22 protein-coding genes are annotated in these 24,570 nt (G+C 62.5%); 10 read left to right on the forward strand and 12 right to left on the reverse strand.

Annotated elements, in window-relative coordinates; translation table 11 throughout:
• The coding region (locus NOV72_RS16885) for a succinate dehydrogenase, cytochrome b556 subunit (RefSeq protein WP_425428732.1) at positions 1 to 203 on the reverse strand (203 nt) is incomplete at its 3' end.
• Positions 204 to 374: 171 nt separating this feature from the next.
• On the reverse strand, positions 375 to 1,163 hold the full coding sequence (locus tag NOV72_RS16890; RefSeq protein ID WP_181291083.1) for a GntR family transcriptional regulator: 789 nt from the start codon (positions 1,161 to 1,163) through the stop codon (positions 375 to 377).
• A gap of 593 nt (positions 1,164 to 1,756) precedes the next feature.
• Between NOV72_RS16890 and NOV72_RS16895 the strand changes: the two genes are divergently transcribed.
• From NOV72_RS16895 to acnA, 6 genes are all read left to right on the forward strand, one after another.
• Positions 1,757 to 2,743, forward strand: a complete 987-nt coding sequence (locus NOV72_RS16895) for a malate dehydrogenase (protein ID WP_106855750.1) — start codon at positions 1,757 to 1,759, stop codon at positions 2,741 to 2,743.
• A 154-nt stretch (positions 2,744 to 2,897) separates the two neighbouring features.
• Positions 2,898 to 3,905: an HpcH/HpaI aldolase/citrate lyase family protein gene (locus NOV72_RS16900; RefSeq protein ID WP_106855751.1), complete on the forward strand. Its 1,008-nt coding sequence runs from the start codon at positions 2,898 to 2,900 to the stop codon at positions 3,903 to 3,905.
• 37 nt (positions 3,906 to 3,942) lie between these two features.
• Positions 3,943 to 5,115 carry a bifunctional 2-methylcitrate synthase/citrate synthase gene (gene prpC / locus NOV72_RS16905; RefSeq protein WP_106855752.1) on the forward strand — a complete coding sequence of 391 codons (1,173 nt, stop codon included), beginning with the start codon at positions 3,943 to 3,945 and terminating at the stop codon, positions 5,113 to 5,115.
• Positions 5,116 to 5,200: 85 nt separating this feature from the next.
• Positions 5,201 to 5,707 (forward strand): hypothetical protein, encoded by a 507-nt coding sequence (locus NOV72_RS16910; RefSeq protein WP_106855894.1) that lies wholly within the window; start codon positions 5,201 to 5,203, stop codon positions 5,705 to 5,707.
• Positions 5,708 to 5,739: 32 nt separating this feature from the next.
• Positions 5,740 to 7,191: a bifunctional 2-methylcitrate dehydratase/aconitate hydratase gene (locus NOV72_RS16915; RefSeq protein WP_106855753.1), complete on the forward strand. Its 1,452-nt coding sequence runs from the start codon at positions 5,740 to 5,742 to the stop codon at positions 7,189 to 7,191.
• A gap of 44 nt (positions 7,192 to 7,235) precedes the next feature.
• Positions 7,236 to 9,941: an aconitate hydratase AcnA gene (acnA, locus tag NOV72_RS16920; protein WP_106855754.1), complete on the forward strand. Its 2,706-nt coding sequence runs from the start codon at positions 7,236 to 7,238 to the stop codon at positions 9,939 to 9,941.
• Positions 9,942 to 10,015: 74 nt separating this feature from the next.
• Here acnA and NOV72_RS16925 read toward each other — a convergent pair whose 3' ends face one another.
• Positions 10,016 to 10,339, reverse strand: a complete 324-nt coding sequence (locus NOV72_RS16925; RefSeq protein WP_106855755.1) for a DUF2917 domain-containing protein — start codon at positions 10,337 to 10,339, stop codon at positions 10,016 to 10,018.
• 298 nt (positions 10,340 to 10,637) lie between these two features.
• On the opposite strand from NOV72_RS16925, the gene NOV72_RS16930 reads away from it, so the two are divergent.
• The gene (locus NOV72_RS16930; RefSeq protein WP_106855756.1) at positions 10,638 to 12,062 is read left to right on the forward strand and encodes an aminotransferase-like domain-containing protein; all 1,425 of its coding nucleotides are present in this window, start codon (positions 10,638 to 10,640) and stop codon (positions 12,060 to 12,062) included.
• On the opposite strand, the gene NOV72_RS16935 is transcribed toward NOV72_RS16930, so the two are convergent.
• The 3 genes from NOV72_RS16935 to NOV72_RS16945 all read right to left on the reverse strand — a co-directional run bounded on the left by NOV72_RS16935 (position 12,059) and on the right by NOV72_RS16945 (position 14,885).
• Positions 12,059 to 12,889: an NAD(P)-dependent oxidoreductase gene (locus tag NOV72_RS16935; protein WP_106855757.1), complete on the reverse strand. Its 831-nt coding sequence runs from the start codon at positions 12,887 to 12,889 to the stop codon at positions 12,059 to 12,061. The two genes, NOV72_RS16930 and NOV72_RS16935, sit on opposite strands and share 4 nt — an antisense overlap.
• A 64-nt stretch (positions 12,890 to 12,953) precedes the next feature.
• Positions 12,954 to 13,184 (reverse strand): hypothetical protein, encoded by a 231-nt coding sequence (locus NOV72_RS16940; RefSeq protein ID WP_106855758.1) that lies wholly within the window; start codon positions 13,182 to 13,184, stop codon positions 12,954 to 12,956.
• A 249-nt stretch (positions 13,185 to 13,433) separates the two neighbouring features.
• Positions 13,434 to 14,885: an NAD-dependent succinate-semialdehyde dehydrogenase gene (locus tag NOV72_RS16945; RefSeq protein WP_106855759.1), complete on the reverse strand. Its 1,452-nt coding sequence runs from the start codon at positions 14,883 to 14,885 to the stop codon at positions 13,434 to 13,436.
• A 155-nt stretch (positions 14,886 to 15,040) separates the two neighbouring features.
• Here NOV72_RS16945 and NOV72_RS16950 point away from each other — a divergent pair, with 155 nt between their 5' ends.
• Entirely contained in the window at positions 15,041 to 15,457 is a 417-nt protein-coding gene (locus NOV72_RS16950; RefSeq protein WP_106855760.1) for a MarR family winged helix-turn-helix transcriptional regulator, read from the forward strand.
• A 15-nt stretch (positions 15,458 to 15,472) separates the two neighbouring features.
• On the opposite strand, the gene NOV72_RS16955 is transcribed toward NOV72_RS16950, so the two are convergent.
• Genes NOV72_RS16955 through NOV72_RS16965 form a run of 3 tightly spaced genes read right to left on the reverse strand, consistent with a single transcriptional unit; the run spans position 15,473 to position 17,477 of the window.
• Complete coding sequence (locus NOV72_RS16955; protein WP_106855761.1) at positions 15,473 to 16,084, reverse strand: hypothetical protein; 612 nt, start codon at positions 16,082 to 16,084, stop codon at positions 15,473 to 15,475.
• Positions 16,085 to 16,115: 31 nt separating this feature from the next.
• Positions 16,116 to 16,889: a molybdopterin-dependent oxidoreductase gene (locus tag NOV72_RS16960; protein ID WP_106855762.1), complete on the reverse strand. Its 774-nt coding sequence runs from the start codon at positions 16,887 to 16,889 to the stop codon at positions 16,116 to 16,118.
• A gap of 3 nt (positions 16,890 to 16,892) precedes the next feature.
• Positions 16,893 to 17,477 (reverse strand): cytochrome b/b6 domain-containing protein, encoded by a 585-nt coding sequence (locus NOV72_RS16965; protein ID WP_106855763.1) that lies wholly within the window; start codon positions 17,475 to 17,477, stop codon positions 16,893 to 16,895.
• 156 nt (positions 17,478 to 17,633) lie between these two features.
• Between NOV72_RS16965 and NOV72_RS16970 the strand changes: the two genes are divergently transcribed.
• Both NOV72_RS16970 and NOV72_RS16975 read left to right on the forward strand, forming a co-directional pair.
• Positions 17,634 to 18,305: a heavy metal response regulator transcription factor gene (locus NOV72_RS16970; RefSeq protein ID WP_106855764.1), complete on the forward strand. Its 672-nt coding sequence runs from the start codon at positions 17,634 to 17,636 to the stop codon at positions 18,303 to 18,305.
• On the forward strand, positions 18,302 to 19,699 hold the full coding sequence (locus tag NOV72_RS16975; protein ID WP_106855765.1) for a heavy metal sensor histidine kinase: 1,398 nt from the start codon (positions 18,302 to 18,304) through the stop codon (positions 19,697 to 19,699). Before NOV72_RS16970 ends, NOV72_RS16975 begins: the two co-directional genes overlap by 4 nt.
• 748 nt (positions 19,700 to 20,447) lie before the next feature.
• On the opposite strand, the gene NOV72_RS16985 is transcribed toward NOV72_RS16975, so the two are convergent.
• The 3 genes from NOV72_RS16985 to denD form a co-directional block, all read right to left on the reverse strand.
• Entirely contained in the window at positions 20,448 to 22,208 is a 1,761-nt protein-coding gene (locus NOV72_RS16985) for an FAD-dependent oxidoreductase (protein ID WP_425428735.1), read from the reverse strand.
• Positions 22,209 to 22,240: 32 nt separating this feature from the next.
• Positions 22,241 to 23,332, reverse strand: a complete 1,092-nt coding sequence (locus NOV72_RS16990) for a DedA family protein/thiosulfate sulfurtransferase GlpE (RefSeq protein ID WP_425428736.1) — start codon at positions 23,330 to 23,332, stop codon at positions 22,241 to 22,243.
• A 271-nt stretch (positions 23,333 to 23,603) separates the two neighbouring features.
• Positions 23,604 to 24,569 (reverse strand): D-erythronate dehydrogenase, encoded by a 966-nt coding sequence (gene denD / locus NOV72_RS16995; RefSeq protein WP_106855769.1) that lies wholly within the window; start codon positions 24,567 to 24,569, stop codon positions 23,604 to 23,606.
• Position 24,570: the final 1 nt, after the last annotated feature.

Below are 24,570 nucleotides of genomic sequence, written 5' to 3' on the forward strand. Positions count from 1 at the left end.
CCCTTGAACGCGTCGAACGAGATCTCCGACGTGAGGCTCTGATCGAGCAGGTACAGGATGAACGGCAGACACACGAAAAGCAGCAGGCCGCTCACACGATGCAGGATGGAGACCTTCCCTGCCAGCGGCAAGCGATACTTCGCGAGTTGGCCGATTCCGATGTTCCGGTATTCAGGCCTTGGTTTTTTTACGGCTTCAGCCATGCTAGACCCCAACTTGTTAAAACAACACTAATCCGCGATTTTAGCGCCTTTTTATTTCGCTCTGCAGCGAATAGCCGTCGAAAAGACTCTTGCTCGATGCGCGAAAATGGCCTGCTAACGTGCGTGCCCAACGAGCACTCAGCCCGTGCTCGCATCCCCGTTCTTCATCGATCAACTCAAGTCGTTCTGATAGTAATAACCAGTCGTGACATACCATCCGCGCCGCACTTCGACGGGCCGATCGCCATAGGTATAAGACACACGCTCCACCGATAACAGCGGAAATCCCTGCGCCACATCGAGAAATTGCGCGACGGTCTCGTCGGCGGCGACGGCCCTGATCTTCTCCGTGGCGCGGATCATGCGCGTGCCGAACTCCGTCTCGAACATCGCGTAGAGCGGGCCCTTGTAGTCGGCGAGGCGCTCGGCCGTCAGTCCGCGAAACACCGCGCCCGGCAGCCAGATTTCATCGAATACGGTCGTGACGCCATCAAACTGCAACAAGCGCTTGATAAGAACGACAGGGTCGGCGGGCTTCAGGTCCAGTTGACGCGCGATCTCGGCGGGCGCGCGCAGCCGTCTGCACTCGAGCAGGCGGCTGACGTGGGGATGAACGTCGCCGTCGTCGGGCAGAAGGCGCAGGAAGCGAAACTGCACGCGATCCTCGTTGTGCGTCGCAACGAACGTGCCTTTACCCTGACGGCGAACGAGAAGATTGTCGGCGGCGAGCTCGTCGATCGCTTTGCGGACCGTGCCCTGACTCACCTTGTAGCGCGCGGCCAGTTCGACCTCGCTCGGGATGATCTCGCCAGGCTTCCATTCGCCGGACTCGAGTCCCTGCGTAATGAGCGCCTTGATTTGCTGATACAGCGGGCTGAACGTCGGCGACGGGGTGCTCGCGGCCTCAGCCGCCGGTGCAGTGCCGTTGGGGGTCGTCGGGCTCGCCGGGTTGGAATTCATGCCGCGCATTTCAACACAAGGCCCGCCGTGCGTCCAGACTTTTCCCGTAGATTCCTATGTCTTATATAAGACATAAGATATTGTTGACTTTAGTTCGGACCGATCCTACACTCCTTGGCGAGCAAGGGTTTGCGGGTCGTTGCGCGAGCACGGAAATCGTGGGCCAGCGCGTTTTGCATGGCGATAGTCGCTTCGCAAGCGCCCTGAGCGCGGCATCCACGCATCGCGCAGCATACCGCCAGGCACGCCCTTTCGCTTTCGCCTCACGCCGATCGGCCACTCGATTCGCGCGCCGCTGCCTGCCCCACGCCTCGCAACGTCAAGCGCCGTCTCGAATGGGCGCGTTGCCGTCAGACTCGAGCGAAATCATCGCGTCCTCCAGGCACCTCCCGCACACCTCTCGCTCGAAGAAAGATTCATGGCATGACAGTCACGCCGTGACGCCGATGCGCCGCACGAGCCCGGACGCTCGCAAGCGCGCTTCGGGCGATTCGCACACGGCATGGCCGGCATGTCTTCATCAACGCTTTGCGTAACGCGCATAAAATGGCGTTTTTCCCTAGCGTTCCACGCACTGTCCAGGAGAGTTCTCAATGGCTAAGTCCGCAAAGCGCGTTGCCGTAACCGGCGCCGCAGGTCAAATCGGCTACTCGCTGCTGTTCCGCATCGCCAACGGCGATCTGCTCGGCAAAGACCAGCCCGTGATTCTTCAGTTGCTCGATCTGCCGCAAGCGCAAGCCGCCGTGAAGGGCGTCGTGATGGAACTGGAAGACTGCGCGTTCCCGCTGCTCGCAGGCGTGGTCGTCACGGACGATCCCAAAATCGCGTTCAAGGATGCCGACGTCGCGCTGCTCGTCGGTGCGCGTCCGCGTTCGAAGGGCATGGAGCGCAAGGATCTGCTGTCGGCGAACGCCGAGATCTTCACGGTTCAGGGCAAGGCGCTGAACGATGTCGCGAGCCGCGACGTGAAGGTGCTGGTCGTCGGCAACCCGGCGAACACGAACGCGTACATCGCAATGAAGTCGGCGCCGGATCTGCCGAAGAAGAACTTCACCGCCATGCTGCGTCTGGACCACAACCGCGCGCTGTCGCAACTGGCGGCCAAGTCGGGCAAGCCGGTCGCTTCGATCGAAAAGCTCGCCGTGTGGGGCAACCACTCGCCGACGATGTACCCGGACTTCCGCTTCGCGACCGCCGAAAGCGAGAACCTGACGAAGCTCATCAACGACGACGAATGGAACCGCAACACGTTCATCCCGACCGTCGGCAAGCGCGGCGCGGCGATCATCGAAGCGCGCGGCCTGTCGTCGGCGGCGTCGGCGGCCAACGCGGCGATCGACCACGTGCGTGACTGGGTGCTCGGCACGAACGGCAAGTGGGTGACCATGGGCATTCCGTCGGACGGCTCGTACGGCATTCCGGAAGACATCATCTACGGCGTGCCGGTCACGTGCGAAAACGGCGAGTACAAGCGCGTCGAAGGCCTGGAAATCGACGCGTTCTCGCGCGAAAAGATGGACGGCACGCTGAACGAACTGCTCGAAGAGCGTGACGGCGTCGCGCATCTGCTCGGCAAGTAAGCACGTTACACAAGGGAAGCGCGCAAGGGCTTCCCGTCAGCGCGAACGCTTCGCCGCGTTCGCGCCTGATCCGACCGCGCTTGAACGATGTTCGAGCGCGGCCGAATCAGAAGCATGAGCAAGATCATCCCTCCAATCGGACCCTACGCCGACGATGCGCGATCTCACTCCCGCCGAAGTGCTGTTTGACGGCGAACCGCAGCCCGCTGTGCTTCCGCCCTGCGATCACTACGCCGGCAGCGAGAAGCTGATGAGGAAATCGCTGGCGTTGCAGGCGCAACTGGGCCCGGTGTTCGACATCACGCTCGATTGCGAGGACGGCGCGCAAGTCGGCCATGAGGCCGAGCATGCCGGGCTGGTCGCATCGTTCGTGGGCGGCGAGGAAGACCGCTTCGGGCGTGTCGGCGTGCGCATCCACGATTTTCATCATCCGGCGTGGCGCGACGACGTGCGCATCATCCTGCGTCAGGCGAAACACGCGCCCGCGTTCATCATGTTGCCCAAGATCCGCAGCGCCGCCGATGCCGCCGAGATGGTGGCGTTCATCGAAGCATCGCGCCGCGAGTCCGGCATTCCGAAGCCCGTTCCCTGTCATCTGCTGATCGAAACGCACGGCGCGCTCGCGCAGGCGTTCGAACTTGCCGCGCTGCCGGGCGTCGAATCGTTGAGCTTCGGGCTGATGGATTTCGTTTCCGCGCACAACGGCGCGATTCCCGATACCGCGATGCGCTCCCCCGCTCAGTTCGATCATCCGCTCGTGCGGCGCGCGAAGCTGGAGATCGCCGCCGCGTGTCACGCGCACGGCAAGGTTCCGTCGCACAATGTGTCGACGGAAGTGCGCGACATGAGCGTCGTCGCGAACGATGCCGCGCGTGCCCGCAACGAGTTCGGCTACACGCGCATGTGGAGCATCCATCCGGATCAGATCAGGCCGATCGTCGAGGCTTTCTCGCCGCGCGCCGACGAGATCGCGCGCGCCGCCGAGATTCTGCTTCAGGCGCAACGCGCACAGTGGGGCCCGACGCGCCACGGCGACACGCTGCATGACCGTGCGAGCTATCGCTATTACTGGTCGGTGCTGCGTCGTGCGCACGCGACCGGCCAGACGATGCCGGACGAATGTGCGCCGCTCTTCGCTTCATCTTCTCGACAGGACAAGTAACGCCGCCTCGCGAGCGTGCGAAAGGAGACTTGAGACAATGACCGACACCGCATCGACCGAAGCACCCGCAAGCGGCGCATTCAAGCCGAAGAAATCCGTCGCGCTGTCCGGCGTGACGGCGGGCAATACCGCGCTGTGCACGGTCGGCAAGACCGGCAACGACCTGCACTATCGCGGCTACGACATTCTCGATGTCGCGACCACTTCCGAATTCGAAGAGATCGCGTATCTGCTCGTGCACGGCAAGCTGCCGAATACCGCCGAGTTGAAGGCGTACAAGACGAAGCTGAAGGCATTGCGCGGCCTGCCCGCGAACCTGAAGGCCGCGCTGGAGTGGATTCCCGCGTCCGCGCATCCGATGGACGTCATGCGCACCGGCGTCTCCGTGCTCGGCACCATCCTGCCCGAGAAGGACGATCACAACATCGCGGGCGCGAAGGATATCGCCGACAAGCTGATGGCCTCGCTCGGCTCGATGCTGCTGTACTGGTATCACTACTCGCACAACGGCAAGCGCATCGAAGTCGAAACCGACGACGATTCCATCGGCGGACACTTTTTGCATCTGCTGCATGGCGTGGCGCCGTCGAAGGCGTGGGTCGATGCAATGCACATCTCGCTCAATCTCTATGCCGAGCACGAATTCAACGCATCGACGTTCACGTCGCGCGTGATCGCGGGCACGGGCTCCGACATGTACTCCGCGATCACCGGCGCGATCGGCGCGCTGCGCGGTCCGAAGCACGGCGGCGCGAACGAAGCGGCCTTCGAGATCCAGTCGCGCTATCAGACCGCCGACGAAGCGGAAGCCGACATCAAGCGCCGCGTCGAGAACAAGGAAGTCGTGATCGGCTTCGGGCATCCGGTGTACACGATCTCCGATCCGCGCAACAAAGTCATCAAGGAAGTCGCGAAGAAACTGTCGAAGGAAGCGGGCGATACGAAACTCTTCGATATCGCCGAGCGCCTCGAAACGGTGATGTGGGACGCGAAGAAAATGTTCCCGAATCTCGACTGGTTCAGCGCGGTGTCGTATCACGTGATGGGCGTGCCCACCGCGATGTTCACGCCGCTGTTCGTGGTCTCGCGCACGTCGGGCTGGGCCGCGCACATCATCGAGCAACGCATCGACAACAAGATCATCCGGCCGAGCGCGAATTACACCGGACCGGAGAATTTGAAGTTCGTCCCCATAAATAAGCGAAAATAGCGTGCTGCGCGATCGGATTTGAGTAGGAAAAGTCCACGCCGCGCGGCAAACGCCATCAACCCCAATGTTTTTGAAAGGTTTTTCGATGAACAAACTCCTAATCGCTGCAATCGCCGGCACGCTGGCTACGACGAGCGTCTTCGTCAGCGCCGACGCCTTCGCTGCGACATCGACCGAATCGAGCGCGGCCAAGGCCAAGCGCCCCGCTCCGGCCCGCCGCCTGATCAAGCGCAGCCCCAAGGCCGAAGCGGCCGCGGCGGCCAAGGTTGATCCGATTCCCGAAGGTGCAGTGAAGTGGTCGTGCAAGGACGGTACCGCTTTCTATCTGAAAGGCGACATGAAGCGTGACGCGATCGTCACGGTGAACTGGGCCAAGAAGGACTACCGCCTGCCGCGCCAGGATACGACGACCGGCGCGGATCGTTTCCACGATTCGGCATCGGGTATGGACCTCGTCGTGATCCCGACGAAAGCGATGCTGTTCTCGGACAAGGACTCGTCGCGCCTCGCCGACGAGTGCATGACGCCCGACATGGCTGCGGGCGGCGCAGCGCCGACGCAATCGGACGCGCTGATCAAGAAAGCGGAGTAAGTTAGCTCAGCACTTAAATCAGGAATCACTCGATGTCCGCACCGATTTCCAACGTCCGGCCCGATCCGGACAAGGTACTGGTAGACATAGTCGACTACGTGCTCGATTACAGCGTCGACAGCACGCTTGCACTCGAAACGGCGCGCAACTGCCTGATCGACACATTCGGTTGCGGACTCGAAGCCCTCTCCTACCCAGCGTGCACCAAGCTGTTGGGACCGATCGTGCCCGGCACGATCGTCCCCAATGGCGCGAAGGTGCCTGGCACCCAGTTTCAACTCGATCCGGTACAGGCCGCGTTCAATATCGGCGCGATGATCCGCTGGCTCGACTTCAACGACACATGGCTCGCCGCCGAATGGGGCCATCCGTCGGACAATCTCGGCGGCATTCTTGCAACGGCCGACTGGCTTTCGCGCAACGCGATCGCATCGGGCAAGAAGCCGCTCAGCATGAAAGACGTCCTGATCGCCATGATCAAGGCGCACGAAATTCAAGGCTGCATCGCGCTCGAGAACTCGTTCAACAAGGTCGGGCTCGATCACGTGCTGCTCGTCAAGCTCGCATCGACGGCGGTCGTCGGGCAGATGATCGGCCTCACGCGCGACGAGCTGATCAACGCGGTTTCCCTGGCCTTCGTCGATGGCCATGCGCTGCGCACGTATCGTCATGCGCCCAACACGGGCTCGCGCAAATCGTGGGCAGCGGGCGACGCGACCTCGCGCGCCGTGCGTCTCGCGTTGATCGCGAAGACCGGCGAGATGGGCTATCCGTCCGTTCTGAGCGCTAAAACATGGGGCTTTTACGACGTGCTCTTCAAGGGCAACGCGTTCGAGTTCCAGCGCCCGTATGGCTCCTACGTGATGGAAAACGTGCTCTTCAAGATCTCGTTTCCCGCCGAGTTCCATGCGCAAACGGCCGTCGAAGCCGCGATGACCTTGCACGGCAAGCTGAAGGAAGCGGGCAAATCCGTCGATGACATCGCGAAGATCACGATTCGCACGCACGAAGCGGCGATTCGCATCATCGACAAGAAGGGGCCGCTCGACAACCCCGCGGACCGCGATCACTGCATTCAGTACATGATCGCCGTGCCGCTGATCCACGGCCGTCTCACCGCCGCCGATTACGAAGATTCCATCGCGCAGGACCCGCGCATCGACGCATTGCGCGCGAAGATGGAATGCGTGGAAAATCCGCAATACACGAAGGATTATCACGACCCGGACAAGCGCTCGATCGCGAATGCGCTGACCGTCGAATTCGACGACGGCACGGCGCTCGAAGAAATCGCGGTCGAGTATCCGATCGGTCACAAGCGCCGCCGCGCGGACGGCATTGCGCTGCTCGTCGAGAAGTTCAGGACGAATCTCGCGCGCCGTTTTCCGCACAAGCAGCAGCAGGCGATCCTCGCGGTATCGCTCGATCAGGCAAAGCTCGAAGCGATGCCGGTCAATGAATACGTCGATCTGTACGTGATTTAGCCCTAGAGAAGCAATTTCCTCGTCTTAGTCCAAGGAAAATAACCATGGCCCACAATCTCCACAACACGCTCAAGGAATTCGACAGCGGCTCCGGCAAAGGCAAGCTCTACTCGCTGCCGCAACTCGGCGACGCGCTGAAGGTCAAGATTCAGCGGCTGCCGGTTTCGATCCGGCTGGTGCTCGAATCGGTGCTGCGCAACTACGACGGCAAGAAGATCTCCGAGGAACACATCGAGCAACTCGCGAACTGGAAGCCGAACGCCGCGCGTGTCGACGAAATTCCGTTCGTGGTCGCGCGCGTCGTGCTGCAGGACTTCACGGGCGTGCCGCTGCTCGCCGACATCGCCGCGATGCGTGGCGTCGCCAAGCGCGCGGGCAAAGATCCGAAGGCGATCGAACCGCTCGTCCCGGTGGATCTCGTCGTCGATCACTCGGTGCAGATCGATCACTTCCGCGAGCCGAACGCGCTCGACCTGAACATGAAGCTGGAATTCCAGCGCAACAACGAGCGCTACCAGTTCATGAAGTGGGGCATGCAGGCGTTCGACACGTTCAAGGTCGTGCCGCCGGGCATCGGCATCGTGCATCAGGTGAATCTGGAATATCTCGCGCGCGGCGTGCACAAGAAGGACGACGTCTACTATCCGGACACGCTCGTCGGCACCGACTCGCACACGACGATGATCAACGGCATCGGCGTGGTGGGCTGGGGCGTGGGCGGCATCGAAGCGGAAGCGGGCATGCTGGGGCAGCCCGTGTACTTCCTGACGCCGGACGTGGTCGGCGTCGAGCTGAAGGGCAAGCTGCGCGAAGGCTGCACGGCCACCGACCTCGTGCTGACCATCACCGAAATGCTGCGCAAGGAGAAGGTCGTCGGCAAGTTCGTCGAGTTCTTCGGCGAAGGCACGGCGTCGATCGGCGTACCGGATCGCGCGACCATCGGCAACATGGCGCCCGAGTACGGCGCAACCATGGGCTTCTTCCCGGTCGACGAAAAGACCATCGACTACTTCAAGGGCACGGGCCGCACCGACGCCGAAATCGCCGCGTTCGAGCGGTATTTCAAGGCGCAGAAGCTGTGGGGCGTGCCGAAGGCCGGCGACATCGACTACACCAAGACGCTTTCGCTGGATCTGGGCACGGTCGCGCCGTCGCTCGCGGGTCCGAAGCGTCCGCAAGATCGTATCGAAATCGGCAACGTGAAGAGCACGTTCACCGACCTGTTCTCGAAGCCGGCCGGCGAAAACGGCTTCAACAAGAAGGCCGCCGATCTCGACACGCAATACAAGACGACCGACGGCGTGAACCTGAAGAACGGCGACGTGCTGATCGCCGCGATCACGTCGTGCACGAACACGTCGAACCCGAGCGTGCTGCTCGCCGCCGGTTTGCTGGCGAAAAAGGCCGTCGAAGCCGGCCTGACGGTCGCGCCGCACATCAAGACGTCGCTCGCGCCGGGATCGCGCATCGTCACCGAATATCTGACGAAAACGGGCCTCCTGCCTTACCTCGACAAGCTCGGCTTCACGCTCGCCGCTTACGGCTGCACGACGTGTATCGGCAACGCGGGCGATCTGACGCCGGAACTGAACGACGCGATCACGAAGAACGACGTCGTCGCGGCAGCGGTGCTGTCGGGCAACCGCAACTTCGAAGCGCGCATTCACCCGAACATCCGCGCGAACTTCCTGGCGTCGCCGCCGCTGGTCGTCGCTTACGCGATCGCGGGCAACATCACGCGCGATCTGATGACGGAGCCGGTCGGCCAGGGCACGGACGGCCGCGACATCTATCTCGGCGACATCTGGCCGACGAGCGACGAAGTCCACGCACTGCTCAAGTTCGCGCTGGACGCGAAAGCGTTCCGCGAGAACTACTCGCAGCTCACGAAGGACGGCGACCTGTGGAGCAAGATCGCGGGCGAAAGCGGTCAGGTATATGACTGGCCGAAGTCGACGTACATCGCCGAGCCGCCGTTCTTCGGCGACAGTTTCTCGATGACACCGGCCGATTCCATCCCTGCGGTGAAGAGCGCGCGCGCGCTCGGCATCTTCGGCGATTCCGTGACGACCGACCACATCAGCCCGGCGGGCTCGATCAAGGAAACCTCGCCGGCGGGCGTGTGGCTGAAGGCGAACGGCGTGCAGAAGGCCGACTTCAACAGCTACGGCTCGCGTCGCGGCAACCACGACGTGATGATGCGCGGCACCTTTGCCAACGTGCGCATCAAGAATCTGATGATCCCGGCGAAGGCCGACGGCACGCGCGTCGAAGGCGGCCTGACGATCCATCAGCCGAGCGGCGAACAGTTGTCGATCTACGACGCGGCGATGAAGTACATCGGCGCCGATACGCCGACCATCGTTTTCGCGGGCGAAGAGTACGGCACGGGTTCGTCGCGCGACTGGGCGGCGAAGGGCACGCAACTGCTCGGCGTGAAGGCCGTGGTCGCGCGCAGCTTCGAGCGTATCCATCGCTCGAATCTCGTCGGCATGGGCGTGTTGCCGCTGCAGTTCAAGGGCGCGGACAGCGTCCAGTCGCTGAACATCACGGGCGAAGAGACGTACGACATCGAAGGTCTCGGCGACGACTTCAAGCCGCAGCAGGAAGTCACGCTGGTGATCCATCGCAAGGACGGCAAGGAAGATCGCGTGCAGGTGCTGCTTCGCATCGATACGCCGATCGAAGTCGACTATTACAAGCACGGCGGGATTCTGCCGTTCGTGCTGCGCTCGCTGCTCGCGGCGTAAGACAGCTTTGCAGGTGACCGCGCTCGAAAGAGCGCGGGAACATTGGACCCGGCCACGGCCGGGTTTTTTTTCGCCTAGACCTTCAACGTCGCGAGTTTCGCCGGCGCGGCGCGGCGCGCGAACCACGCGCGCGCCATGTCGCCCAGCTTGCGCGCGCCGCCGCGCGTCGAGTCGGATGCCAGCGAGAACCAGCTTGCGTCCTCGGTTCCGCTGACCCAGATCGTCGTGTACGGCTTCAGTTCGACGGAACTGCCCGCGTCGAGCCAGTAATCGTCGGCGGCGCCTTCCATCGTCAGCCAGACCTGGCCGCGCGTCACGCGCAAGGTCTGGGGCCGATCGATCACCCATCGCGTAGGCGCGTCGCGCCGATCGAGTTCGAATGTCCGGATTTCACGCATGATGCTGCTCCTTCGAATCGCGTCACTGGAAGGCCGCGTGCGCATGCAACAGCAGCCGTTGAGCGTATTATTCGTCCGATTCCGAACAGGTTGAATGAACACTTCTGAACAGTTACAGCGGAACTGTTAAGCTATTTTGGCCGAACAGTTCGTTTCGATCTGTCATTTTGAAAACAGTCTGCTTGGCCGTTCAGCCAGTCTTGACGCGGCTTTTCGGATGCGTTCGAATGACGCAATGACATTCGTGAACAGCGAAATCGAACTGTTCACTCCGAATCACTGAACAGTTTCAGACATCATGAACGCACTTCCGCTCCACATCGACGGCGGCACCGGCGTGCCGCTGACCGAGCAGATCGTCAACCAGATCGAGGCGATGATCCGTTCGCGCCGCGTGCTCGCGGGCGCGAAGCTGCCGTCGATTCGTCAGCTTGCCGCCGAGCAGCGCATCAGCCGCTTTCCGGTGATCGAGGCGTACGACCGGCTCGCGTCGCGCGGACTGATTCAGCCGAAGCACGGTTCCGGCTTCTACGTGGCGAATCACGTCGATGAACGCGAAAGCCACGCCGGCAACTGCAATCCGCGCCTCGCGGAAGAAGAATCGAATCAGATTCTTCAGCAGTTCAACTATCCCGGCGAGTCGCTGAAGCTGTCGAGCGGCTTCGTCCCGGAGGCGTGGCGCGACGTGGACGGTCTCACGCAGGCGATCCGTCAGGCGTCGCGCATCGACGTGCCGAGCGTGATCGATTACGCGATTCCTTATGGCGACGCGAGCCTGCGCCAGCAAATCGCGATGCGCATCAACGCGCTCGGCATCGACGCCGATCTTCCGAACGTGATGACCACAAACGGCGCGAGTCAGGCGCTCGATCTCGTCGTGCGCTACATGCTGAAGCCGGGCGATACGGTGTTCGTCGAAGATCCCGGTTACTACAATCTCTTCGGACTTCTGAAGTTGCAGGGCGTGCGTCTCGTCGGCGTGCCGCGGCTCGCGAACGGTCCCGATATCGATATCGCGGAAGAACTGCTCAAGCAGCATAAGCCGAAGCTCTTTTTTATCAATACCGTGTTCCAGAATCCGACCGCGACGAACATCGCGCCGCAGGTCGCGTTCAGGCTGCTGCAACTCGCGACACAACACGGTTTCATGATCGTCGAGGACGATATCTACGCCGACTTTCAGGCCGTGCCGACGCAACGGCTCGCATCGCTCGATCAACTCGATCGCGTGATCTATGTCGGCGGTTTGTCGAAGACGCTGTCGTCGTCGCTGCGTATCGGCTATCTCGCGGCAAATCGCGAACTCGTGAAAAATCTCGTCGATGTAAAGGTGCTGACGAGTCTCGGCGGCACGCGGTTCGCGGAGAGCGTCGCGGCGAGCCTGCTGGAACGCGGCACGTATCGCAAGTATCTGGAGCGGCTGCGCAAGCGCGTGCGGGATTCGCTGTCGAGCGCGGTGCAAGCGCTCGAAAGCTACGGCTGGGATGTGTTCGATGAGCCGAGCGGCGGCAACTTCGTGTGGGCGAAAATGCCGGGCATCGACGATTCGTCCGTGCTTGTCGAGGAAGCCGTGAAGTTCGGCGTGACGCTCGCGCCGGGCAGCTACTATCGACCGAACGGCGAAGCGTGTGCCTGGGTGCGCATCAACTCCGCCTATGCGGGCGACCGGCGCGCGGCGCGCTTCTTCGAGCACATGAAGGAAGCGACGGCCGCGCGCGTTTAGCGGCGTTTATCGAAGAAGCGTTCGAGTGCATCCGTCGCGTCCTTGTCTTTCGCAAGGCGCGCGTAAAGTCCGGCCGCGCCTTCGTAGATGCGATGCTCGGCGAATTCATCGCCGATGAACTGCGCGATCTCTTCCATTTCCGCGACCCATCGATACGCCTTCGGCGGCATGCGCGGCACATTGCTCCCGAGCCACGCGGCGAGCGCGGGCTGACTTTCCGCAAGCTCGTCGAGAAGCGCGTCGCCGGCGCCGTTGCGCATCGCGGCGAGCGACATCGCCGAGCCGAGCGCCGTCAACCCCTTCGTGATGCCCGCATACGACATCTTGAGCGCGGACGCGGCGCCCACGGGTCCATCGAGCATGCGCACGGCGAGGCCGGCATCGGCGAGTGATTGCGTGCGCCGCGCATGCGGCCCCGACATATAGAACTTCGGCGAGGAAGGCGCGCCGATGATCGCGCCATCGACGAACGGCGCGCCAGCCGGTTCGAGCACGCGCTCGATTTCGCCGACGGTGTCGGGATTGATCGCGTTGCAGTCGATGAACATCGGCCGCACGCTCGCCCGTTCGAGCGCAGGCGCCATGCGTCTCGCGGTGTCGATCGCGACGGCGGGCGGCACGATGGACAGAATGAACTCGCACGCCGCAAGGCTTTCGAGGCTTGCTTCTTCCATGCCGGCCTCGCGTGCACGCGCGACGCTCGCGGCACTGCGGCCTTCGAGCGATGTCAGCACACGCGCGCCCGATTGCGTCAATGCACGGCCGATAGCCGATCCCATGCTGCCCGCGCCAAGAATCGCGACGCTCGGAAGTTTCGATTGAGTCACTTGCAGGCTCCGTGTTTCCGCGAACGAAACACAGAATACGCTTGCGAGAGGAAGCGCGCTCGGCCTATTCGCTGTCTTCGGCTTCGTTCGAACGAAGATGCCAGAGCGCATCGAGTCTATTCAGCACGTCTTGTCCCTTCGCCGTGAGAAGCGGTATCGGCACGCCGGTCGGCAGCCGCGTGATCTCGACGAGCGCTTCCTGACGCAAGCGCGCCGCGTGCTGGCCGAAGACTTCGACCTGATGCGGCGAGCGCTCGATCAGCAGCAGCGTGGAAATTTCGTGAGGACTCAGCATTCAATTCTCCATGCGTCGGACGGTGGGAGAGCGTGTATCGATACATGCTAGAGAGCGAAGCTGGCAATTCGGCTACGGACATTTTTCCGTGTGTTACGACGTTACATTCTTGAAACTGGCACTTATTGCACGGATATTTCAGGCGTCTTTCAGGTCCGCATTGATTCGCCATCCTCATCAATTCGACGCACCGAAAAAAGGCGGCCTTTCGAAGCGCCGCCCTTTTGTACTAATCGAACGATGCGAAGATCAACGATGTTCCGTCACGAACTTCGTGACGAGATAGGCTTCCATCGCTTCGCTTCCGCCTTCCGAGCCGTAGCCGGAATCCTTCACGCCGCCGAACGGCGTCTCCGGCAATGCAAGGCCGTGGTGATTGATCGAGAGCATTCCGCTTTCGATATCGTCCGACACTGCCGCCGACGTCGCCGCCGATGTCGTGTAAGCGTAGGCCGCGAGTCCGTAAGGCAGACGATTCGCCTCCGCGATCACTTCGTCATACGACTTGAACGCGGTGATCGGCGCGATCGGGCCGAACGGTTCCTCGGTCATGATGCGCGCGGAGAGCGGCACATCGGTGAGCACCGTCGGCGCGAAGAAGTAGCCTTCGCGTCCGATGCGCTCGCCGCCCGTCAACACCTTCGCGCCATGCTCGCGCGCATCGGCGACGAGGCGTTCCATCGCTTCGAGGCGGCGGCCGTTCGCGAGCGGGCCCATCTGCACGCCGTCGTCGAGACCATTGCCGACCTTCACCGCGCTCGCGGTCGCGACGAAGTGATGCACGAACTCCTCATACGCGGATTCTTCGACGAGAAAGCGCGTCGGCGAAATGCACACCTGGCCCGCGTTGCGGAACTTCGCGGATGCGAGCATCTTCGCCGCGCGGGGAACGTCCGCATCCTTGAACACGATGGCGGGCGCGTGACCGCCCAGCTCCATCGTCACGCGCTTCATGTGTTCGCCCGCGAGCGACGCGAGCAGCTTGCCGACCGGCGTCGAGCCCGTGAACGAAATCTTGCGGATGGCGGGATGCGCGATCAGATACTTCGAGACATCGGCCGGCACGCCGAACACGAGATTCAGCACGCCTGCGGGCAGACCCGCATCGGCATAAGCCTGAACGAGCGCCGCGCAGCTCGCGGGCGTTTCCTCGGGGCCTTTCAGCACGACCGAGCAGCCCGACGCGAGCGCGGCCGACACCTTGCGCACCGCCTGATTGATCGGGAAATTCCACGGCGTGAACGCGGCGACCGGACCGACGGGTTCGCGCGTGACGATCTGGCGCACCGCGTCCGTGCGCGACGGAATCACGCGGCCATAGGTGCGACGCCCTTCTTCCGCGAACCATTCGATGATGTCCGCCGCCGACAGCGTTTCGATGCGCGCCTCGCCGAACGGCTTGCCCTGCTCCATCGTCATGATGGCGGCGATCTGTTCCGCGCGCTCGCGGATAATCTGCGCCGCGCGGCGCATCAGCTTGCTGCGTTCGTAGGGCGAGACCTTGCGCCATGCCTTGAACCCGCGCGCGGCGGCGTCGGCCGCGAGTGAAAGCTCCGCTTCGCCCGCCAGTGCGAGACGGCCGATTTCCGCTTCGTTCGCCGGATTGATCACGGCGGTGTCGCGCGAGCCGCCGCGCCAGGCGCCGTCGATATAAAGCTGCGTATTCGGATAAGCGGGAAAGTCGGAACGCGTATTGCTCATGCATGTCTCCTTACGAGTGACGTGGCCTGATATTACGTTGCGCAACATCAAAATACGCAAACGGCCATGTTATCTCGAACACGTAATATCTGCAGACACGCACGCTCTTCAACCGATAGTTGCAGAGCGAATTACCTGACATCACGGTGAACCGCATGTTCGACCAATGCCTTTATTTCAATACGACCGCGCTCGCGCGCACGCTCGAACGCGAATGGGCGAAAGCATTCAAGCCCTTCGGACTCACGCCGTCGCAGGCCTTCATGTTGCGTGCGGTCGTCGAGCGTCCGGGGCAACTGCAAGGCACGCTCGCCGATGCGCTCGCCATCTCGCGCCCGACCGCCACCCGCACGCTCGACGGCCTGGCGAAACTCGGTCTTGTCGAGCGCTGGTCCACGGAACGGGACGGCCGCGAATCCGCCATTCATCCGACCGATTCCGCGCACGCGCTGATGAAACGCGTCGGCGCGGTCAGCTCGGAGATCACGCGCCGCATGAAACGCAAGCTCGGCACGACGCGCTTCGACCATACCGTGTCGAGCGTCAGGCACATTCGCACGACGCTCGAATGACGAGCGTCCGCTCGCTTACATCGGCGGTGCGACGCCATCCTTCTCCACGACGATACGCTGCGCCGCGAAGTCCGAGCCCGCCGGACTCGCGACGACGAACACCTTCTTGCCCGGCTTCAGATCGTCATGCGTCGCGGGCGCGAAGGTCACGACCGGCACGTTCTCCGGCACCGTCACCGAGTTCGCGCCGCCCTTGTACGAGAGCTTGAGATCGCGTCCGCTCGTGCCTTGCACGACCTGATCGACATTCGCGTTCGTCATTGAGCTTTGCGGGCCGAGATCCCACGCGTAATGGCCTTCGCCGGTGCCGCGCGCGGATTCAGGGAACACGAGCACTTCGGTCGCGGTGAGCTTGCCGTCCGTGCCGGTGGTCGCCGCCGTGCCGACGAACGAGCCCGGCTTGATGTCCTGCAGCTTGATGTTCTTCAGCGCGGTGACGGGCGTATCCGACTTCACGGCGATCTTCACCGTGTCGCCGCTGCGTCGATGCACGGTGAGCGTGTCGCCCGACAAGGACACGATATCGCCGCGAATACGCGCGGGTTTCGCGGCGGGCGTCTGGGCAAAGGCTGCGGAAGCGAGTGCGAGCGTCACGATGCTGACGCCGAGTTTGATTCGAATCGACATGCAATCTCCTTGGAGTGATGAAAGCAGAGGCTTAGGACCCGCCGAACCAGTTGTAGCCCTGGTTCTCCCAATAGCCGCCGGGGTAATCGTTCGTCACGGTAATCGCGACGATGTGCTTCGGGTTCTTGTAGCCGAGCTTGGTCGGCATGCGCAGCTTCATCGGGAAGCCGTATTTCGGCGGCAGAATCTGGCCATCGTAGGTGAGCGTGAGCAGCGTCTGCGCGTGCAGCGCGGTCGGCATGTCGATGCTCGTGGAGTAGTTATCGGCGCAATGAAAAGCCACGTATTTCGCGCTCGTATCCGCGCCGGCGCGCGCAAGGAAATGCGCGAAACGCACGCCGCCCCACTTGCCGATCGCGCTCCAGCCTTCGATGCAGATATGCCGCGTCACCTGACTTTCCTGCGGCATCGCGTGCAGTTCGTCGAGCGTCCACACGCGCTTGCCTTTGACGAGGCCGCCGATTTCCAGCTTGTACGTCGACGCATCCACTTCCGGCACTTCATCGATGTCATAGAACGCGTTGAACGGAAACGGACGCGTGATCATCGATTCGGGATACGTCGGCGCGAGCTTGTTCGGATCGAACAGCAGCGCCTGCACGTCGTCGTTGAAAGACGAAATGCGGCGCAGCATCGCATTGACGGATTTGTCGTCGGTGATGTTGCAGCCGGACAGCATCGCGAGCCCTCCGAGCGACAGAATGCGCTTGCCGAATAAACGTCGCGCGGGCGCCTTTAATTCCTTCGCCGCATCCTTGATGATGAGCTCGGCATCGGGTCTCGATTTGAATAACTTGAGCGACATGACTTAACGACCTCGAATCATCATCACGAGCGAACGCGGTACGAGCGCGACCATCGCCACATGCACCACGAAGAACGCAACCAGAAAACTCATGCCGAAGAAATGCACGACGCGGGCTTCGTCGTAGCCGCCCATCAGCGTTCGAAGCCATGGAAACTGCACGGACTTCCACACCGCGAGCCCCGACAGGATCACGATCACGATGTCCACGATCACCGCCAGATACGCGAACTTTTGTACGGCGTTGTAGTGCGTGAGATCCTCGTGGCCGAGCTTGCCGCGCAATGCGGCGAACGCGTCGGTGACGATGCTTCTGATCGAAAGCGGAAACATGCGGCGGCGCAGGCGGCCGGTGAACAGATTCATCGCGACATACACGATGAAGTTCGCGAGCAGCAGCCACATTGCCGCGAAATGCCATTGCAGCGCGCCGCCGAGCCAGCCGCCAAGCGTGATCGCGGGCGGGAAGGTTATCGATTTGAATATCGGCGATGCGTTGTAGATTTGCCAGCCGCTCGTCACCATGATCAACACGGCGAACGCGTTGAGCCAGTGCGTGATGCGCAGCCATAACGGTTGTACTTGCACTTCGTCGAGCCTCGCGATTCGTTGAGTTGTCGCTGGGCATGGTAGCGGCGCGCCGCTGATCGATCGATGACCTCTCGATGACTTTTTTGTCATCTTTGACGAGACATGCGCAGGCTCTGGCTAGAATGACGGCAATCCATTCGATGCAGCAACAGCATGACCATTCTCGTTATCGAAGACGACCGCAAGACCGGCGACTACCTGAAAAAAGGGCTCATCGAGTCCGGTTATCAGGTCGAACTCGTGCGCAACGGCACGGACGGCTTGCATCAGGCGCTCGCGAATCCGTATGAACTGATCGTGCTCGACGTAATGCTTCCCGGCATCGACGGCTGGCAGGTGATGTCCGCGTTGCGCGCGAAACGTGACCTGCCTGTCATTTTTCTCACCGCGCGCGATCACGTGACGGACCGCATTCACGGACTCGAACTCGGCGCGGACGATTACCTCGTCAAGCCTTTTTCGTTCACCGAACTCGTGCTGCGTATTCGCACGCTGTTGCGGCGCGGCGTGATGCGCGAATCGGATACGTTTCAGATCGCCGATCTGCAAGTCGATGTCCTGCGCCGCAAGGTCACGCGCAAGGGTATCGATATCGTGCTGACGAACAAGGAGTTCGCGCTGCTGCATCTCTTTTGCAAGCATCAGGGCGAGGCGCTTTCGCGCACGCTTATCGCATCGGAAGTGTGGGACATGAACTTCGACAGCGACACCAATGTCGTCGATGTCGCGGTGAAGCGGCTGCGTGCGAAGATCGACAACCCGTTCGATCTCAAGCTGATTCATACGGTGCGCAGCATCGGCTATTCGTTCGGGGAGAATCCTTGAACCGGCCTTCGCGTTCGCTTGCGGTACGCATCGCGCTCTCGTTTGCGGTGATCGTGTGCATCGTGGTCGGCATGGTCGGCGCGTCGCTCTATCACGCGACGAATCGCGCGCTGTCCACGCGTGCGGATTATCAACTGATCGGGCGCGTCGAGCATTTCCGCTCGCTGCTGCACGATCTCTACACGATCAATGAAATCGAAGCGCGGCCGAAGCTCTTCGAAACGATGCTCGGCGACCGGCAGGACGTCATCATGTTCCGGCGCGCGGGCTCGGCGGCATTCATCAACGTCAATCCGGAACAGATGCCATTGCCGCCGCTTCATATCGTGCCGATGACGCGAGCCATCGGACTCGACGATCTCTACGAAGGCTCGCGTGCGGATGGCGTGCGCATGCGTTGGGTCGGCGCGCAGGCGCGTATCGGCGAGAGCGGCGAAGTGGTCGAGATCATCGCGGCGCATGTGATGACGCAAGAGGCGATCGTCCTGTCGGCGTATCTCAAGCGCGTGTGGATCAACGTGATCGGCGCGGTGCTCGTGACGCTTCTGCTCGCGTACTGGGTCACGAGCCGCGGACTCGTGCCGCTCAAGGCGATGGCCGAAAAAGCCGCGGAAATCACGCCGAACCGCCTTTCCGCACGGCTCGATGTCGCGCATGCGCCCGCCGAATTGCAGAGCCTCGCGGCGTCGTTCAATGCGATGCTCGATCGTCTCGAACACGGCTATGAACGCCTGCTGCAATTCTCCGCCGATCTCGCGCATGAACTGCGCACGCCGATCGGCGTGTTGATCGGCGAAACGCAGGTTGCGCTCGCGCATGAGCGCAATGTCGTGGAATATCGCAGCGTGCTCGAATCGAATCTGGAGGAGCTTGAGCGGCTTGCGCGCATCGCGCAGAACATTCTGTTTCTTGCGCAGGCGGATCATGGGCAGCAGCAGATCGAGCGCGAAAGGCTCGATATCCGCGAGGAGCTCGAAACCATCGGCGCTTACTTCGAAGGTATCGCCGATGAACGCCGCATCACGTTCGATATCGACGCCGATGGCGAAATGGTTGCAAACGCAATTATGTGCCGGAGGGCGATTGGCAATGTGGTCGTGAATGCGGTGCGTTATGCGACGGCCGGGAGTGTGGTGCGCTTGAGCGGCCGCGCGGATGCCGGCGGTGCTGTTGTCGTGGTCGGTAATCGGCTTGGCGCCAGCCTCGGGGAGGAAGAGCTTGCGAGGCTTTTCGATCGCTTTTATCGCGGCGATGCGGCGCGTAGTGAATTCACTGAGTCGAGTGGGTTGGGGTTGTCGATCGTGCAAGCCATCATGCGGTTGCATGGCGGTAACGTGACCGCCGTCTGCACGCGCGATGCCTGGATCGAGTTTTCTTTACGGTTTCCTTTTTGAGTTCTTTTTGTTTGGAATCCTGAGTTCGTGTCGGTTTATTCGCACTGCCCCTGTGCGGGCGGCGGTCACTTTCTTTGCTGCTGCGAAGAAAGTAATGCGGGGCTTTTGGGGCTTTCGAGGGTCTGAATGAAACTTGCTTTCGCGTCGGTCTATTAGCACTGCCCCTGTGCGGGGCGGCAGTCACTTTCTTTGCTGCTGCAAAGAAAGTAACCAAAGAAAGCAGCTTTTCAGGCCCGCTGTCACACGCAACTTGGCCAATTTTCTCCCTGTCGATGGCACTCGCCTAAGTGTCGCCCTCACAGGCCCAATCGGACTTGGCTCGCGCACGGTCTGCCGCCCCACATGTTTTAAGGCGCTGGTTCAGCACGAAATGGCATCGGCACAGCGCTGCGCGCTGCCGTTGGGTATGCGAGGGAAACCAGCGAGAAAGAAGCGCACGCAGCCCCCGATTAACCCATCGGCCGCGAAGCGGGCCGGAGCTGTTTTGTGCTGAACCAGTTTGTTGTGTGATGCGATGAGTCAGACCGTGCGCGAGCCAAGCCCGATAAGACCTTTGAGGGCACTCGCTACTCTGGGGGCCATTAGGTCAATCGCCTGTGCCGCGGCCGGCATGAAGCACTTTGGATGGAAAAGCTGCTTTCTTTGGTTACTTTCTTTGCAGCAGCAAAGAAAGTGACTGCCGCCCCGCACAGGGGCAACACTAATAAACCAATAACAAATCGGGATCCGGCAACAAACAAAAGAACGATCACCGCGTTGCAACCTCCAAAGCCTCCCGCTGCGCAAGCAGCCCATGAATCTGGGCAACCACCGCAGCCCCTTCGCCGACCGCCGCCGCGACGCGCTTCGTCGAACTCGACCGCACATCGCCGATGGCGAACACCCCCGGTACGCTGGTTTCCAGCGCCATCACGCCTTCTGTGCGACCGTCATGCGCCTCGGGCCCGGTCAGCACGAACCCTTTGCCATCGACATTCACGTTGCAATTGCGCAGCCAATCCGTATTCGGATCGGCGCCGGTGAACAAAAACAGATGCCGCGAATCGATCGTAAGCGGCCCATCCGGCGTCGTGCAATTGACGGCTGTCAGCGCGCGGCCATCGCCATCCAGCGATGTGATCTGCGTATGCGTGCGCACCGTCACGTTCGGCAACGAGCCAATCCGCTCCACCAGATAATGCGACATGCTCGCCGAAAGGCCCGCGCCGCGAATCAACAGATGCACGTGCTTCGCGTGCGTCGCGAGATAAACGACCGCCTGTCCCGCCGAATTGCCACCGCCGACCAGCACGACTTCCGAGTTCTTGCACAGCTTCGCCTCGACCGGCGACGCCCAGTAATACGTCCCGTGCCCTTCGTAACGCTCCAGCCCGGCAATGTCCGGCCGACGATACGCCGCCCCCGACGCGATCACCACCGTCTGCGTCGTCACGCGCTTGCCGTTTTCCAGTTCGATCTGGATCGGATTGCAATTGCAATGCAGCGCCTTGATCTTGGTCGGAATCGCGATATGCGCGCCGAACTTCTGCGCCTGCACGAACGCGCGGCCGGCAAGCGCCTGCCCGGAAATGCCGGTCGGGAAACCGAGATAGTTTTCGATGCGCGAGCTCGCGCCCGCCTGCCCGCCCGGCGCGCGGCAATCGAACACCGCCACCGACAAACCTTCGGACGCCGCATACACCGCCGTCGCGAGTCCCGCCGGCCCCGCGCCGACGATCGCGACATCGTAGACATGCGCCGGATCGAACTCGGGCAGCCAGCCGAGCTGCGTCGCGATCTGATTCTCGCTCGGCGCGCGCAGCACGGTGCCGTCCGGACAGATGACGAGCGGGAAATCGGACGTCGACGCCGATATGCGTTCGAGCAGCGAGATCGCGTCGGGATCGGCGCAGGCGTCGATCACCGTGTGCGGATAACCGTTACGCCGCAGAAAGCCTTGCAGCGAAACCAGACGGCCATCGTCCGACTGGCCGAGCAGCACCGGTCCGCTGCCCTTTTCGATCAGCCCGACGCGGCGCAGAATCAGCGCGCGCATGATGCGCTCGCCCAGTTCCGCTTCGGCGACGAGCAGCGCGCGCAGCCGCTCCGGCGGAATCACGATGCCGTCGACATCCTCGGCGGCGACGCCATCGACGAGACAGGGCTTGCCCGAAAGCTGCGCCACTTCCGCCAGAAAGTGCCCCGGCCCGTGCTCGACGACGAGATGCTGCTGCCCGAGCGCGTTGCGCCGCGTCACCCGTACGAGCCCTTTCAGGACGATCACCATGCCGCGCCCCGTCTCGCCCATGCGGAACAGCCACTCGCCCTGACGCCAGTGCGACGCCGTTCCGAAGCGGCTCATGCGCTCGACTTCGTTGTCGGTCAGGCGCGGGAACATCTGGTGCGTGCGCGTTTCGAGCGGCGAGAAAGGCGCGCTGTCCTCGGCGGCGGCAGCGGCGGGCGACGGCACGACGTTCGGATCGGGATTCGCGAGCGGCTCGCGCGCGCTCCATGCGACGACATTCGGCATGCCCTGGCCAGGCTCGTTGAACGGCGTTGTACTCATGCGCGATCTCCGTGTGGAAAACCAGCTTCATGCAGCGATGCCGAGCCCGCGGACGCCGCCGCCGATTTCACCGGCCAGGGGCACATCGCCGCCATTTCCGCGACTTCCTCGGGCGTGGTCGCCGCGAGTTCGCCGAACTCCGTCAGCGTCGCCACCTCGAAACCGGCGAGCCGCCACGCGTCCAGTCCGCCCGTGAGCGGCACGACGTCGCGAAAACCCGCGTTGCGCATGGTCTTGGCCATCCAAGCAGCCGACACTTCGTTCGGACAGGAGCAGTAAATGACGACCTTGCGCGACTTGTCGTAGTTCTCGATGATCGTCGCGAGATCGCGTTCGTCGGCGAAAAGCGAGCCGGGGATCGCGGCCGGATCGAGCATGCGCTTTTCCGGCGAGCGGATATCGAAAATCACGGGAAGCGGCTCGTCGTTCATCAGCGCGTAGAGCTGATCCACGCTGATGCGCGCCTTTTCCAGCGTCGCCATGAGCGCGCGGCGGCGCCACCAGCGATACGCGACGTAAATCGCGAGCAGCACCGCGACGACGACCACCGCCTGCCGCCCGAGCTGCGAGATCATCGCGAAGACCATTTCGAGCTGCGCCGCGAAAATGACGCCGACGGTCAGCCCGAGCGCGCCCCACAGCGCAACGCCCGCGCCGTCGTACGCGATGAAACTGCGCAGCTTCACGCCCATCGCGCCCGCGAGCGGCACGGAAACGAGCGACAGACCGGGAATGAACTTCGCGACGAGCAGAATGCGCACGCCCCAGCGGCCGAAAAAGCGCTCGGTCTTCTTCACGCAGGTATCGCGCGAAAGGGACAGCTTGCAGATGGTCTTGAGCGTCTTGTCGCCGTACCGGCGCCCGCCCTGGAACCACACGAGATCGCCGAGCACGCCGCCCGCCACCGCCACGCACAGCACGCCCGCCAGCGCCGGCCAGAACGCGCCGCCGTTCACGGCCATCAGCGCGATGGACGCGCCGACGACGATCATCGTCGGCATCGCGGGCACCGGCAGCCCGAGTGCCGAGCCCATTACGTTGATGAATACGATCGCCGGGCCGAATCGATCGACTAGCTGATGCAACAACATGGGAATCTCCCGCGCGGGAAGGGTGTGGTCTCGGGACGACGGGACGCGCGCCGCGAAAACCGGCGCTGCGAAGGCGCAAAAAGCACGAAAGCGAGCGAGATACGAGCTTGCGACCGCTCGTGGTTCAACGTGGTGCACGTAGCGCCGGGCCGACGTTCGTCACATTTAAGAGATAAGTGTAGCCCGGAAATGCACATGTAAGCACGACAGGTGCGCGGGACGCGGACATCGCGCGCGCGATGTCCGGTTCAAGCTGCAGACTTTGGGATTAGGGACGTTCGTCGGCGATATAGGCGCGGATCACGTCGGCGAAATTCTTGTCGCCCGTGAGGCCCAGTTGCTCCGCGCGCGCCGTGTCCCAGGCGCCCGGCCAACTGCCGACGATCTTCTCGATGCGCTCGTCGCGCTGCCAGTCGATGCGCTGCACGGCTTCCTCGCCCGCCACTTCGCGCAGCGCCGCGACCATCTCGTTCACGCTGACCGACAAGCCCGGCAGATTGACGACCGGCCTGAGCCCGAGCTTCTCGCGATCGATTTCGCAGCCCGCGATCAGCGCCTCGATCGCGCTTTTCGGCGACAGGAGCCAGACGCGGGTTTCGCCATCGACGGGGCAGGTCGAGCGCTCGCCGTTCAGCGGCTCGCGAATGATGCCGCTCGCAAACGACGAAGCCGCCGCGTTCGGCTTGCCCGGCCGCACGCTGATGGTCGGAAGCCGCAGCACGCGGCCATCGACGAAACCGCGCCGCGCGTAGTCGGAAAGCAGCAACTCGGCGATGGCTTTCTGCGTTCCGTACGACGATTGCGGATTGAGCGCGGTGTCGTCCTGCACGATGTCGGGCAGCGCGCCGCCGTACACCGCGACCGAACTCGTGAACACGACGCGCGGCTTGTGGCCCGCCGCGCGACACACTTCGAGCAACGCGCGCGACGCGTCGAGATTGATCTTCATGCCGAGATCGAAGTCCGCTTCGGCCTGGCCGCTCACGATGGCGGCGAGATGAAAGACGGCTTCCGTACGCGTGTCGATGTGGCGTCGCAGCACGGCTGGATCGGAGATGTCGCCGGTTTCGGCGCGCACGCGTTCGTCGTTGATGAGGTGTTCGTCGCTCGGGCGCGCGACGTCCAGCAGCACCAGTTCCGTGACCGGTTCGCCGTTCAGTTCGTTGCGTTCGAGCAGCCGCTTCGCGAGACGCTGACCGAGAAAGCCTGCGCCGCCGGTGATGAGAATTTTCATT

This window comes from Caballeronia novacaledonica (assembly GCF_900258035.1).
Lineage (GTDB): Bacteria > Pseudomonadota > Gammaproteobacteria > Burkholderiales > Burkholderiaceae > Caballeronia > Caballeronia novacaledonica.

Bases quoted from the DNA above. Each gene is read 5' to 3' on its own strand.
- NOV72_RS16890 (WP_181291083.1), bottom strand. From the start codon at position 1,163: ATGAATTCCAACCCGGCGAGCCCGACGACCCCCAACGGCACTGCACCG.
- NOV72_RS16895 (WP_106855750.1), top strand. From the start codon at position 1,757: ATGGCTAAGTCCGCAAAGCGCGTTGCCGTAACCGGCGCCGCAGGTCAA.
- NOV72_RS16900 (WP_106855751.1), top strand. From the start codon at position 2,898: ATGCGCGATCTCACTCCCGCCGAAGTGCTGTTTGACGGCGAACCGCAG.
- prpC (WP_106855752.1), top strand. From the start codon at position 3,943: ATGACCGACACCGCATCGACCGAAGCACCCGCAAGCGGCGCATTCAAG.
- NOV72_RS16910 (WP_106855894.1), top strand. From the start codon at position 5,201: ATGAACAAACTCCTAATCGCTGCAATCGCCGGCACGCTGGCTACGACG.
- NOV72_RS16915 (WP_106855753.1), top strand. From the start codon at position 5,740: ATGTCCGCACCGATTTCCAACGTCCGGCCCGATCCGGACAAGGTACTG.
- acnA (WP_106855754.1), top strand. From the start codon at position 7,236: ATGGCCCACAATCTCCACAACACGCTCAAGGAATTCGACAGCGGCTCC.
- NOV72_RS16925 (WP_106855755.1), bottom strand. From the start codon at position 10,339: ATGCGTGAAATCCGGACATTCGAACTCGATCGGCGCGACGCGCCTACG.
- NOV72_RS16930 (WP_106855756.1), top strand. From the start codon at position 10,638: ATGAACGCACTTCCGCTCCACATCGACGGCGGCACCGGCGTGCCGCTG.
- NOV72_RS16940 (WP_106855758.1), bottom strand. From the start codon at position 13,184: ATGCTGAGTCCTCACGAAATTTCCACGCTGCTGCTGATCGAGCGCTCG.
- NOV72_RS16945 (WP_106855759.1), bottom strand. From the start codon at position 14,885: ATGAGCAATACGCGTTCCGACTTTCCCGCTTATCCGAATACGCAGCTT.
- NOV72_RS16950 (WP_106855760.1), top strand. From the start codon at position 15,041: ATGTTCGACCAATGCCTTTATTTCAATACGACCGCGCTCGCGCGCACG.
- NOV72_RS16955 (WP_106855761.1), bottom strand. From the start codon at position 16,084: ATGTCGATTCGAATCAAACTCGGCGTCAGCATCGTGACGCTCGCACTC.
- NOV72_RS16960 (WP_106855762.1), bottom strand. From the start codon at position 16,889: ATGTCGCTCAAGTTATTCAAATCGAGACCCGATGCCGAGCTCATCATC.
- NOV72_RS16970 (WP_106855764.1), top strand. From the start codon at position 17,634: ATGACCATTCTCGTTATCGAAGACGACCGCAAGACCGGCGACTACCTG.
- NOV72_RS16985 (WP_425428735.1), bottom strand. From the start codon at position 22,208: ATGCCGAATGTCGTCGCATGGAGCGCGCGCGAGCCGCTCGCGAATCCC.
- denD (WP_106855769.1), bottom strand. From the start codon at position 24,569: ATGAAAATTCTCATCACCGGCGGCGCAGGCTTTCTCGGTCAGCGTCTC.